Annotated in this window: 12 protein-coding genes and 1 pseudogene; 6 read left to right on the top strand and 7 right to left on the bottom strand. The window is 50.7% G+C overall.

What is annotated here, in order from left to right:
* Positions 1-43: 43 nt before the first annotated feature.
* The 5 genes from JK232_RS22095 to JK232_RS22115 are packed head-to-tail and all read left to right on the top strand — an operon-like array spanning position 44 to position 4781.
* A complete protein-coding gene (locus JK232_RS22095) occupies positions 44-442 on the top strand; it encodes a TIGR03757 family integrating conjugative element protein (RefSeq protein WP_039187753.1) in 399 nt (132 codons plus the stop codon).
* Positions 439-1431 carry a TIGR03756 family integrating conjugative element protein gene (locus tag JK232_RS22100; protein ID WP_039187752.1) on the top strand — a complete coding sequence of 331 codons (993 nt, stop codon included), beginning with the start codon at positions 439-441 and terminating at the stop codon, positions 1429-1431. The genes JK232_RS22095 and JK232_RS22100 overlap by 4 nt, the downstream gene beginning before the upstream one ends.
* Positions 1431-2906 carry an integrating conjugative element protein gene (locus JK232_RS22105; RefSeq protein WP_045282309.1) on the top strand — a complete coding sequence of 492 codons (1476 nt, stop codon included), beginning with the start codon at positions 1431-1433 and terminating at the stop codon, positions 2904-2906. The genes JK232_RS22100 and JK232_RS22105 overlap by 1 nt, the downstream gene beginning before the upstream one ends.
* 10 nt (positions 2907-2916) lie before the next feature.
* Positions 2917-3255: a hypothetical protein gene (locus JK232_RS22110; RefSeq protein WP_039187750.1), complete on the top strand. Its 339-nt coding sequence runs from the start codon at positions 2917-2919 to the stop codon at positions 3253-3255.
* A 2-nt stretch (positions 3256-3257) separates the two neighbouring features.
* Positions 3258-4781 (top strand): conjugal transfer protein TraG N-terminal domain-containing protein, encoded by a 1524-nt coding sequence (locus tag JK232_RS22115; RefSeq protein WP_039187749.1) that lies wholly within the window; start codon positions 3258-3260, stop codon positions 4779-4781.
* Positions 4782-4805: 24 nt separating this feature from the next.
* Here JK232_RS22115 and JK232_RS22120 read toward each other — a convergent pair whose 3' ends face one another.
* Together JK232_RS22120 and JK232_RS22125 are read right to left on the bottom strand one after the other, a co-directional pair.
* Positions 4806-5207, bottom strand: a complete 402-nt coding sequence (locus JK232_RS22120; RefSeq protein ID WP_048797722.1) for a hypothetical protein — start codon at positions 5205-5207, stop codon at positions 4806-4808.
* Between the two features lie 196 nt (positions 5208-5403).
* Positions 5404-5800: pseudogene (locus tag JK232_RS22125) on the bottom strand (integrase core domain-containing protein); the annotation flags it as partial.
* A gap of 296 nt (positions 5801-6096) precedes the next feature.
* Here JK232_RS22125 and JK232_RS22130 point away from each other — a divergent pair.
* On the top strand, positions 6097-6642 hold the full coding sequence (locus JK232_RS22130; RefSeq protein ID WP_039187748.1) for a 3'-5' exonuclease: 546 nt from the start codon (positions 6097-6099) through the stop codon (positions 6640-6642).
* An 11-nt stretch (positions 6643-6653) separates the two neighbouring features.
* On the opposite strand, the gene JK232_RS22135 is transcribed toward JK232_RS22130, so the two are convergent.
* From JK232_RS22135 to JK232_RS22155, 5 genes are all read right to left on the bottom strand, one after another.
* Positions 6654-7142, bottom strand: coding sequence for a Mov34/MPN/PAD-1 family protein (locus JK232_RS22135; RefSeq protein ID WP_077267666.1), 489 nt, complete (start codon positions 7140-7142; stop codon positions 6654-6656).
* A complete protein-coding gene (locus JK232_RS22140; protein ID WP_077267667.1) occupies positions 7142-8920 on the bottom strand; it encodes a HesA/MoeB/ThiF family protein in 1779 nt (592 codons plus the stop codon). The genes JK232_RS22135 and JK232_RS22140 overlap by 1 nt, the downstream gene beginning before the upstream one ends.
* Positions 8913-10160 (bottom strand): nucleotidyltransferase domain-containing protein, encoded by a 1248-nt coding sequence (locus JK232_RS22145; RefSeq protein ID WP_039187746.1) that lies wholly within the window; start codon positions 10158-10160, stop codon positions 8913-8915. The genes JK232_RS22140 and JK232_RS22145 overlap by 8 nt, the downstream gene beginning before the upstream one ends.
* Positions 10157-11329, bottom strand: a complete 1173-nt coding sequence (locus JK232_RS22150) for an HNH endonuclease (RefSeq protein WP_032636827.1) — start codon at positions 11327-11329, stop codon at positions 10157-10159. Before JK232_RS22150 ends, JK232_RS22145 begins: the two co-directional genes overlap by 4 nt.
* A gap of 434 nt (positions 11330-11763) precedes the next feature.
* A complete protein-coding gene (locus tag JK232_RS22155) occupies positions 11764-12072 on the bottom strand; it encodes a CPBP family intramembrane glutamic endopeptidase (RefSeq protein WP_212589703.1) in 309 nt (102 codons plus the stop codon).
* Between the last annotated feature and the right edge of the window lie 524 nt (positions 12073-12596).

Consider the following 12596-nt stretch of genomic DNA (forward strand, 5'->3'; position numbering starts at 1 on the left):
CGGGCACGCTGTCAGGCGATTCAGTCTGACGGAGTCCCGATTCATGAAACTGACCTCTCTTGTTTTCCTGCCGGCTCTGCTGCCGGCATCCGTACTGGCCGGCACGGCCATCTTCACCGACAGTCACCATCTGCCGGCAAATCTGCCGCCGGACGTGCCGGTGGTCCTTCTTGATGGTCCTGACCGGCTGCAGGCCGACATATTCGGGGAACTGCCTGCAGATCCGCAGCAGGCCGAGGCACACGTCAGGCAGGTTATGGCGTCTCCTGCCTGGCAACAAAAACAGCTGCAGCTGAATGATTCCTATCGCCAGGTGGTCCGGGCCTGGGAACTGGGCATTAAAAAAGTGCCGGCAGTGGTGTTTGATGACCGCGATGTGGTGTACGGCACCAGGGATGTGGCCGTGGCCACATCCCTGCGTAACCGGGGAGGTGGTCAGTGAATACAAAACCTTCCCGCATCAGAACCACGGTGTGCTCGCTGGCGGTTGCCACGGTACTGGGTACGGCAACCGCGCCGGCAGCTGTTGCAGCACTTAACACTGCGCAGATTATTGCCAGCGCCGTGTCGCAAAACTGTATCAGCTGGCGTGTCAGTGGCATCTGTTACTGGCTGTTCTGCACCCCCTTTGGCTGCAAGGTGCGCACGTCGGTCAAAGTCACCCACTTCATTCCTCAGACAGTCGTTTCGACCTATGTCGCGCCGGGCGGCAACCCGTGGCAGGAAATGGCGTTTGTCAGCCAGACCGCCGGCGGGCTGGAAAGTGCTGTGACCAGCGGGCTCTCCGGTGTTTCTGCCGGAGGAGCCAATCCGGCCGACATGAAAAATCCCGGCCAGCGCAAGTCCGCCGTGCGTTTCAAGTATGCCGATGCGATTGGCCACCCGGCCACCTCCCTCATTGGCGGCAGTATTCCGGGCTATTCCTGTGACACCGCAGCCACCCCGTTAATGCCTTACTTCCTGAGTACGCTGGATTCGGCGGCCTGGCGCACAGGCGTACCGGAGTCCCTGTATCCGGAAGCTCTTGTGCCCGGCCAGCGGGAAATCGGCAGTCAGGCAGCAGCCAATATGTGGGGCAACATCTATCCCCGTTCGGGGTTTATCAGCCAGACCGATGATGACAAAGCCTCTGCCGTGGTGGCGCAGCGTGTGGCAGACATTATCACCCGCGCCGGGCAGCCCCATGTTTATCAGGTGCTCCTGGGCAGCCGTCATGACGGGTACTGGCCACCGGGCGAGGTCACGGAAAACACCGGCACGCGCAACCACAAATGGCAGCGGCTGGCTCCCCACATGACTCAGTCATGTGCCGTATTCCCGGACGGGAGCTATACCGCCGCGAGCGATAACAATGAAGCCTTTGCGCTCTGGCAGCCTTACAGTTGCTGCAAAAAGCGCGGGCAGAAATTTCTGGGCAGCACTGATATCTGATGAGGAAAACCGTGAAAAAATCACCTTCATTTTCAGCCGTTCGCTTAAGCCTGCTGCTGACCGGCTCCCTGCTGACTGTCCTCCCGGGCGCGCACGCGGCCGATGATGACAATACCATCCTGGGCATGTCCCTGCCGCAGGTGAACAACAGCGCCATCGGTTACGGCAAATCCGTCGATGGTGCGGTGTCGGACAAGCTCTTCTACACCCTCGGCGGCGGCTCGGTCATTTCCCAGCCGGCCACGCGCGGCAATATGCAGAAGCTGGGGCTGAATACCGGCTGGAGCAGTGACCTGATGTGCGGCAATTTTGATCTGAAAACCACCGTCGGCAATCAGCTCAACGGCGTCACATCCGGCTTTAAAAACCTGATGGGCGACGTGATTCAGGGGGCCACCGGCGCGGTGGCCAGTCTGCCGGCGATGGTCATTCAGCGGGCCAACCCCGGTCTGTATGACATGCTCACCAACGGCGTGCTTCAGGCCAATGTGTCATTCGACAAGGCGCAACTCAACTGCCAGAACATGGCGAAAAAAATGATGGACTTCAGCGACAGCAGTAACTGGACGCAGCAGGCCATGATGGATGAATACAAGTCTGTTGTGAACAGCGGAGATACTGATGCGGTTCGTGCAGATGAGGCGGGGCGGAAAGTCACCGGCACGTCGGGCAACAACTGGATTGGTGGTCAGAAACGTGGGGGGGCGGGGCAGCCCGCCATCCGTGTCACCCATGACCTTGTTGCTGCCGGCTACAACATGATGAACGGTTTACCTGTCACCGCTAATTCGACTGTCGGCGAAAGCAGCTGTAACGGTGGCGCATGCTCTAAATTCGGCAGCGCGGAAGAGGCGGCGGCCATGACCGTGAAGGTGCTGGGCGATCGTTCGATGCGCACCTGTGCCAACGCGAGCGAATGTACCAGCGGTGATGCGGATGACCAGCCCGGTACGACCGTTGCCGGCACCGGCTTTGCCCCACTACTGGAAGAGGCAACCAAAGCCAACGCTGAGCAGCTGGTCAGGCTCGTCAACGGTACGGAAAAGCCGACGGCCGCGAATCTGGCGAAGCTGAAAACCGGCGGACTGCCGGTGACGGCCGGCGTGATTAAAGCCCTGCAGCGTGATCCGGATAATGCTGCCCTGACCGCCCGCCTTGCCGGCGAACTGGCCATGTCTGACACGGTGGAAACGGCGCTGCTGATGCGTCGCATGATGGTTACCGGTATGTCGGAGCCGAATGCCGCTGCCCAGCCAAAGGCCATTGATACCGCCGGTCAGCGTATCGAGGCGCTGGACCGGGAAATCGCGGCGCTGAAAAACGAGATGGAGATGAAGCGCGAACTATCACGTAATTCGGTGCTGACCATTATCGACAGGGAGAACCAGCGCGTCGAAACCAACCCGCAGACCCAGTCTGATGACAATACCGACAGTCGCTTCAACCAGATGGCAGCGCCGCAGTCGGCTGAATGAGGGAATAAGGATGCGTAATAAAACGACTGTCAGGAAAGTCCTTACCCGTGCCGGCATCTTCCTCGCCTGCATGGCGCTGTTCATGGTGGTCTCACTGATGATGGCTGACACCGCCATGAAACATCCGACTGAAGCTGCTGCATTCCGGAGCTGGATGCAGTCGACGCGTTACGGCTGGCTGATGTGGCGACTGGCGCTGTATGCGCTGGTTGCCTGGGGCCTCTGGAAAATCCGGCATGCGCCGGGCTTCTGGGAGGCATACCGGCGGCCGCTGCTGCGCATCAGTGTGGTCAGTGTGCTTTTTATCGCGTTGTGTGAGTACGCGATGTTTACCGGTCCGGGAGCCTGACGATGACAACAAACAGCTATCTTGAGTATTTTCTCACGCTGCTCGGCTGGGTGATCAATAACGGCCTGTGGAATGTCCTGCTGAGCACCGGGCTTTTTGTCCTGCCGCTGGCGTTTAAGGTGGTGGGGATCTGGCTGAAGGTCCGTGAAGAAGGGGAGGATGAAGGCAACAAGGGGATGCTGTCGCTGCCCCGTATCGAGAACGCGCTGTATGCCGGTTTCCTGGTGATGATTGCCTGCTGCGTACCGCTGATTAATGTCAGCCTCAGTACGATGCAGTACGACACAACCCGGGCAAAGAGCTGTGGTGTGTGGACGCCAAAAGCGCCGGATGAAAGCGGCTATGCCGGCGTGGTCACCAGTCTCAACGACCAGACGGCTGCAGCACCGGTATGGTGGGTGCTGATTCATAAACTCTCGAAAGGGGTAACCCAGGCGGCGGTGGCGACCATTCCCTGCCGCCCTGACATGCGGCAGATCCGCTTTGAAGTGCAGCATACGCGTATCGACAACAAAGCGCTGGCGCAGGAGCTGCAGGACTTCACCAACGACTGCTATTCGGTTGCGCTGTACCTGTGGAAGCAGCAGGACCAGGGACAGACAAAAGATAAAACCACGCTGCGTGATATCGAATGGATTGGCAGCAGTACATTCCTGAGCCGGTACTATCCGTCGCTGCAGTCGAAACTGCCACGGGCGGCGTTCCCGTGGAGCGACAGCCGGGACAGCGGCCGGCCCAATACCGGAAGAGGCGGTTATCCCACCTGCAGCGAGTGGTGGAGCAGTACGGACACCGGACTGAAAGCACGGGTGAAGGACCAGGCCGACCCCGATATGTGGCTGCGTATCTCGGCCGCAATGAAAATGTCAGGCTTTAACGACAGTGACTACCAGGAAGCCGTCATCCGTCGTCTGGTCAGCCCGGAAAGCCTGACGGTCTCACAGAATGGTCACGTGTATGCCGGCTATGGCGGCAACGCCGATTTCACCCTGGATAATGCAGCAGCACGCGTGGCGGCCATTGGCGGGACATCTCTCGGCAGTCTGGCCGCGTTCCCTGCGTTCGATGCTATGCGGCAGGCGCTGCCAATGGTGCAGGCCATCCTGCTGATGGCAATATATGTCATGCTGCCGCTGATCCTGGCATTTGCGGCCTACGAATTCAAAACCGTTATTACGCTGACCTTTGTGATGTTTGCTCTTAACTTCCTGACATTCTGGTGGGAACTGGCGCGCTGGCTCGACAGCTGGTTGTTAACCGCGTTGTACAGTTCGGATACACACAGTCGGTTCAATATGGCGGGACTGCAGAACAGCTCAGATGACCTTATTATGAATCTGGTGATGGGAGCGATGTTTATTGTACTGCCTGCTGTCTGGCTGGGAGCTCTTTCGTGGGCAGGGGCCAGCGTGGGTGTCGCTGTTAGCGCTGCCTTTCAAAAGGGTACTGAAACTGCTCAGAATACAGGCGGGAAACTTGGAGAAGCTGCTGGTAATGCTATCGGCAGTAAAGCAACCAAAGGGTAGTTTTACTGGTACAGTTGATTCGGCCTAATCTTCACTCGGGGATTTGTAAGGAGCGCCATCATATTCATTATTGGTGGCGCTATTCATTACAAATTCATCATGAAAATTATTTTCACCTTTCTTTTCATTAAAACTATTTATTGAAGCATTTTCAGAGCCAGATCCGATATGTGTTATGGCAGCAATTAAAGCCCATAATAAAACTGCGCTGCAGCTTATCAGGAGACCGCCTGCTATAAGCGCAACTAACGAACAAAGGACAGCTAAAAGCAGCGGCATGTGGCCTAACCACTTCGGCAGTTTGTATAGTTTAGCCAGCATGACGCAGCGCTGATCTAAACGTGTAAAAATTTTTTTGGTACCCTTCCATATTGCAGCGAGACGAACACCACGTTCCCAGGCGCGTTTCTCTTGAGACTGATACATATCCCCCTCCGAATTAGGTGAGTTCTCAGGGACTATAGCGGATTTTTTGAGCAATTGCTAATTACTGTTTCAGCACTCTGGGCTACCTAATAAATTCTTTAAAATCATAAGGTTAATATTTTTACCAATGCGTTACGACTACGCCATCATAGAAGGGGATTCTATGCGTAATGTAGTGGTCAACTAAAACTGGCCTCTACTTTGAGTTTTTCCAGTATCGTTTTTCCGATTCGTTTGGTGGTAACGCGCCGTTATATTCGTGTGGCCTGAGTTCGCTGTAATACCCAACAATATAGTAAGTTATCGCATGGGCAGTATCGCTGAAGCTTATATAGCCAGTCGCTGGCACCCACTCATTCTTCGGCTTCTGAAGAAGAGTTCCATTGGGCTATTATCCCAGCAATTTCCACGCCGACTCATACCTTGTCTGATCCGATATCGCCACAGACATTGCCGGAACTGCCTGCTTGTAAAGTGGCAGCCTTGGACGCCCTTCTAAGAGTCAGTCTGCTATCCGGTGAGAACGACATTGCCCATCCCACTGGTTTCCTTGCGAACAGTTCGAGAACTACGGTGAGGTAAGCCCAGCGCTTGAATCACCTTGTTTATATCTGTCCCAGATAATCGCCTTCTGTTCTGGTATGTAGTTAATCCGAGTTCTTCGTTTCATGGCAACGTCCCACTTGATTAAGGTAGCGTTACATCGACCCGTTGAACTCACAGCACGAGGCGGACATGCTAACGGGGCAAGATATCTGGGGGGCACAACATAACCTACCAGACAACGAATTTCATCAACTCGTGGAAACATTGACTGCCATGATTATTCAGTCTTTGATGTAAGATTAGCCCCTACCCAGATTACCAAATTCTTCATCAGAGGATTTCTATGCGCAATTCCGAGATATATGTGTCAGTTGATATTGAAACGTCAGGTCCTGTTCCCGGAATTTACAGCCTCCTATCAATTGGGGCTTGTCTGGTGAGTGATCCTGAGAACGCACTGTACCTTGAACTTCAACCAGAGGGCGAGAAGCATGATGCTGAATCTCTTGTTGTGACTGGGCTTGATATTAACCGACTACAGAGCGAGGGACTTGCTCCAGAACAGGCTATGTTAAAGCTAAAAGACTGGCTTGCTTCTTTAATTTCTCAACATCGGAAACCCATTTTTGTCGGTCTGAATGCCCCATTTGACTGGTCATTCATCAATTACTACTTTCACAAGTATATTGGCAGCAACCCCTTTGGTTTCACAGCCATAGACATTAAAGCCTGCTACATGGGGGCTATGGGGTGCGAGTGGTCAGACACAAAATCATCACATATGTCTGCAGTCCTTGCCCCTCTAACCCAACCCACGCATAATGCGCTTGATGATGCCCGTTTTCAGGCTGAACTTTTTTCTTTATTACTCGCGCGATCAGGCCGTTAGTTGTGATTCTGCTAAAAGGGACAGTCCATTCTGACAGCTTCAAAATACCCCCCCTCTCTAAATAACCAAGCTTTAATTCCTGAAGTATCTGGAGAGGTGCCGACGATAATGGCTACAGGATGCGGAAGTACCTGAGAGTAACGTTTCGCAAAGCGGGAAAAGCTCGAAATATCTGCACTCGATATCTGCGGTATTACCTGAGGATGCGTATGCCAGTATCCTATTAATCGTAACCCAAGAGCATTTGCCTTCTGAATCTCCTTCTTACAGCGTTCAGGGTCTAACTCAAGCCATGTTCGCCCTGCGTTGTCGGCTTTGTGTGGTGCTGTTGCAAGAGACAAAATGATACCGTCTGGATGATTGGGGTCGACAAAAAGCTGACCCCCTCGCTCATGTTCCCCACTTATTTGCCGATTACAGTGAAAAATATCAGCCGCGGAGTGGGATACCAGTAAGACGTCCTCAACACCGGGCCATTTCCAACTCCAGGTAACCTCCATTATTTTCCACCCTCATGTGTAGACTCGGGCCAAGCCCGCTCCAGAACAGTTTGAATGGTTCCTGTCGGTAAGTCAGGGCCGATATACGTCCCGCCCTGCACCTGTGCATCAGCAGGGCGGTTTATGCTTGTTAACCAGAGCGATTCCTTTTTAATACCGTTCAGATACTGAATCGATGCCTGCGTTATCATTGTGGCGATGGTATTCATACCCGCTGCGTTCCCGGGAATAAAACTTTCCCCGCAGGCAGGTAGCGGAACAACCCCTCCTTCCGGCCACTCTGTATATTTGTGACTAAAGTCGCCGTTGTCACTGAATAAGTGCCTGCCATCATAGTCACCTCGAGGTGACGCTAATGCATGTCCCACAAGCGTATGAGGCTCACTCCATCCCTGAATAAATGCCCATGATTGACCTTTTGCTTTTAGTTTCCACAAACTAGCTTCAGACTCCCAGTCAGCTGTTGTGATGATGACTAAATCAGCAGTTTGAAGAAGGTCAGGCTTGTCTTCCAAGGCAAATTGCACATACGTATTAAAAGCTTTGACCTCAGAAGTTGGATGATCCTGCATGAGCCTGGTTTTAAGTGCATCGACTTTGAATTTACCTAAATCATCCATGCCAAGCACATGCCTTCCCATATTGGCGGACTCAAAAGTATCTGGGTCGATAAGAGTCAGATGCTTAAGTCCCGACCTTGCAAGTTGTGATGCAACAGCCCCACCCAGCGATCCTACCCCGATGAACACAACGTGTGCTGCTTCCAGCCCTCTGATGCTGCCGCTTAAATCTCGCGCATAGAAATCTGTACGATCAATGACGTTTAATCTGGAGGAATAAATAATTGCAGGATGTTGCCCGGTTATCGCCAGAGGTTTCCGACGTGCGGAGCGCGATCCGAAGAATGGGCTACGGCGACGAGTATCTACCTTTGCAAAAACATTCAGTGTGTATAAAGGCGCGCCGGCTTTGCCAGGTAACTCTAGAATCAGCCATCGGGAAATAAGTGAGCTACTGGTACTAAACCACGTGGAAAGTTTTGTCGCATCCGCCTCAGATACATGAGGGAGGATCCACGACAACAGCTCTGCCGGTGCTGGAAACACGAGTCCAGGAAAACTTTTGAGTTTTACAAAAAAACCGCCTGCATGTGGAGAGCGTATCGTGACTTGCCTTCCCATAATCCGGCGGGCATGGCTACCAAGAGCTTTTATATCTGATGATAACCAGACTGACTCATAGCCTGAGGGAACGATGTATCGAGAATCACTGAGTGCGAATAGTTCAGAAGCATATTCTGGCCGCCCAATGAGCAATACATTCCGTACAGACCTACCGTGCTGTCTTATCCAGTAAGACGTAATCTCATTCTGAAATTCGAGATTACGTTTATCTGCGTTTGCGCCCTGGATGGATAAAGACAATATTTTCTTCAGCCGATTAATGCTGTCGCGAACTACTGTGTCAGGTGACCCCGTAACTGGCTCTTCTTTAAACCCGTGAAGACATAGACCTGCTTTTGTTGCGTGTGGCCAAACAAGCCAAGGTGAGGGATCCACATACAGATTGAGACCAGCGGATGGGAATCCCTTGGGAAATCCTATGTGCAATGTCCTTTCTATGCCCAGATAATCTGTTGGAAGCGGGAAACGGTATGCTACGGTTTCATCTGAGCGCGCTTTGGTGTGCTGCAGTAGACCTGCGGCATTACCTGTGTTTAGGAGTGCCTCAAGTGTGGCAATTCCCTGTGCAACCGCATCATCTGGAATATTAACCAAGTCGACCTACCGGTTTCGTATCAGCCTGAGATTGATCGCTGCCAGCCACACCTCCAAACAGCGCTCCCATTGAAACAGAGTTTCGGTTCATACCTGAAGGCCGACCCGGCATTGTCCAGTTAGCGGGGATACTAGTATTTACTTCATCTACAAATGAACGCCCGATTCCGAAGCTTTCGTTTACTGCCTTGGCAAATGATTCCACGGATGAATAGCTTTCAAGTCCAAGGCTGAATGCCTTGCAGGCACTTTCATGCCATTCATAGAACGCCCTTTGGTAAGCAGAGCCTTCTCCTGGGCGATTCCATTTTTCTGCAAAGTTTTCGCCGCTATCCTCTGGATTACAGACCATGTATTCCTGTCCATTGCTTCGAATGAAGTTTGGCATAGTTCTGACGATCTCAAGAATGGCTTCAAGTGGCGTAAATGGCCTTTGCCGCGATTGCATTGCTACATTCAGCCAGGCGTGAGCGGCGAGCGTTGTGATGACAGCTGAAATTGGGCGCGATCTTTCATTTTTAGTGCGAATAGCCCATTCATCGCGATGACGTTTCAGAAGCTTGATACTGGCTCTAAGTGGATCCTCAGTCTGATATTCTTCATATTCGGGTAGTGGGGCTATGGTCGCGGAATCTGCAACAGCCCGACTTTTATTGAGAGCAACATAATTTTCAAGCATGATTTGACTCTCCGAAGCATCATGGAGCCAGTCTGCATAGGGGATAGGGCTGCTCGCTTTCCACCCAGTTTCTCTATCTGGTACTTCAAGCATGCCATGGCCGTGAGTTTCATCATTCCAGCTGCGGGGTCGTGCTGGGGTCACGTCAATATGAAAACCTGGGTTCTGATCTGCATAAACAACACGTACCCCTCTTCGCAGAGGCTTTATGTCCTCATGAACGCGACTGCCTTCCTGAAACCGTTTTTCTATCGTTTCAAGCACAGTGTCCGCTGATACTCCTCTGGAATTCGGGAGCCAGACAATTGCATCTGCATCAATTGTGCCCAGGTCTGCCGGCGCATCAGACACGGGGTTGATGGTAGTTTTAAGGCGCATAGATCCCTGCGGAAAAATATGTGCATCCTGCAGAATAGGATCATCGGAAGCTGAGAGGATTGTCTGCAGTTGTGCGTAGCGGCCATTAATTTTTTCATACTGCGGACCGGTCAGAGAAATCGCTCTTGCTGCTCGAAGAAGGAAAAATTCCCAGCTGCTGTGTTTAGTCTGTTCATTATTCATTTCTGTGACTCCTGAGGGTGGCCGATAGTCAGCATTGACCGGAACTGGTTTGAATTACTCTCTCTATCAAAAATTACATAAGGGTGCTGATGCTGCGTCGTCAGCAAAGCACCAAATTCAATTGCAAGCGCTGCAGGGATCGCAGCAAAGACGCTGATAGGTTGCTCCGATTCTGCTTCAAGTTGACTCAAATGCTTTTGAAGTTCATCCCGGAATGTGTTGATAACATTCCGGTTTGAAACCATCGCATATGAGGGCTCTGGAATAGTGAACGACGCGATTCGCACGCCCGGCAGCACTGCTTCAATATCCCGTTCAGGAATAGTCGCCGATATCGAAAGGACTAAGGCCAGTGGCCCATTACCTTGAGGTGCTGGAGAGAATATATAATCAGGAGGAGAAGCGGATTTAGATGGCCAGCGAAGACCATGTGTGCGACTTCTGGAAAATAAATACCGGTTAGAGCGGTCTCCGATGGCTTGTCCGAGCATAATCAATGCAGGGATGTCTGCGAGACCCACGAGGGCTAAAGCAGGCATATCGCCGAAGCTGCCTCCGCGTTTGGCTAATTCCCCTGAAATCTTCTGCTCGATATCGTCCTTAATTAATTGCCAGTACAAGTCATCCCTTCCGCGGGGGCCAGGCTCTCTGAAAGTGATGTTAATTGTGTGACCAAACGCAGTCAGTCCCTCGGAAGACATCGCTGTCAGCAATTCCCCTGCCGGGATATTATTGGTAGATGCAAAATGCTGACTCTGAACAATTAGCGGTATAGCCCGTCCTTCAGCAGGCTGAGAGGCTGCAAGGCGTATACGAGCAAGACAGCTTTCATGCAGGCCACTCAAATCATCTTCAGGATAACCGTCATCATCGCGATCTATTTTTTCGTGACAATTTGGGCACAACAGCATCAGATTTGAGAAGTCATTAGTAAGATTTTGAGCCTGTTCATCACTATGCTCTTCTCGCCCTCTGGGTCCTTTGGGGCTAGCCGGAAGTATATGTGCGACCTCACCCCACTGCATGGATGTGCCCACGCGAAAATCATGCGTCAGGTCTGTTCCACAAAGCTCGCAGTGTCCTGCCATCCTTACCCATACCATCTGTTTTACTTCGGATTTGGTGTTAAATCTTCCACCTTTTTTCTTGGGGGGGGCTTCTGCGTTCAAGTGATTACCTCCAGAGGAAATAAAAAAACAGTTCATCAAAGTCTAAAGTGGTGCTTAATTCATCATCTTCAATGGATGCATAAGTTAAATTAATAAAAAACGCTATAGTGTTGAGTTAAAGCAACTTTTAGATTTAAGAAAGCATAAAATTGATGATTGATGGTATAAAATGTGGTTAATTTGATAAAACTTAAAATAATCAGTTTGACGTGCCCCTGTTCATCAACATATCGCATTAGTAATGCTTTATCAGTGACCTGAGAGCACCCCCATGCAGAAATGTTCATCCGAAGAACAGATCCTCAGTATTTTCCGCGAAACCTGTGTCGAGCCACTTCTGTAGATGACGCCCGCTGTTGGCACGAAGCAGTCAGACAATCGGGAAAAGGTAGTTACCATTATGTGTTAATGATAACTACCATTTTTTGATTCTGCTATTTTAATTCGATGTAGAGACCAAGCGCGATACAAAAAGCATGCAGTAGAATTGGTAAAAGAAGCCCTCTACTTTGATATCTTGCTCCACAGAAAATTAATGAAAGTGCAAACATTTGGATTTTGGTGGGGAATGAATATTGTTTGTGTGTAACTGCAAACAAAAAAGAAACAGTCAATCCGCCGATAATATAGCCCGCCTTTTCACCAAAAGCGTTTAAGAAAGAACTCAGGATAATTCCTCTGAAAACCAGTTCCTCCAGAAGTGGGAAAATAATAATAGTGGCTGCAATTTTTACAGCTGCCATTTCGTGTGACAAACCTTTAGTAAAATCTGTATCGAAGGGTTCTTTCGGCGTAAGGTAGTATGAAGCAGCGTAAGCAATAATTATGAGCGCAAGAAAAACAAATGACTGCTTGTTAGGTTTTCCCCAAGTTAATCCTTGGTAAGGTGAGGTGTTATTTAATAAGTGGGTTATGGATAAAAAACACAAGCATTATTAGAGGCTTAATTATCTGCAAATGTAATATTGAGAAATTAAGCTTGGTCATTAAGAATATATTTAGATCAATAGAGGTTAATAATAAATAAAAGAATAAAAAGTTAGATAATCCGAAAGTAAGAATTAGAAAGCGTTGGTTGAAAATATGCATATCAACCATTTTCATCGGAGAAAACTACATATTAATCACCAAAAAAAACGATGTCTACATCCATTTGACGTCGTATTTCCCTGTTGGTACTATTAAATTGTTGTACTGTCGCACTGGCGACCACCAATGCTCTTGTAGCCTGTGATGAGCGCCTTCGGGTGGCTACAGTCGCACTTAA

The organism is Nissabacter archeti (assembly GCF_018257325.1).
Lineage (GTDB): Bacteria > Pseudomonadota > Gammaproteobacteria > Enterobacterales > Enterobacteriaceae > Chimaeribacter > Chimaeribacter arupi.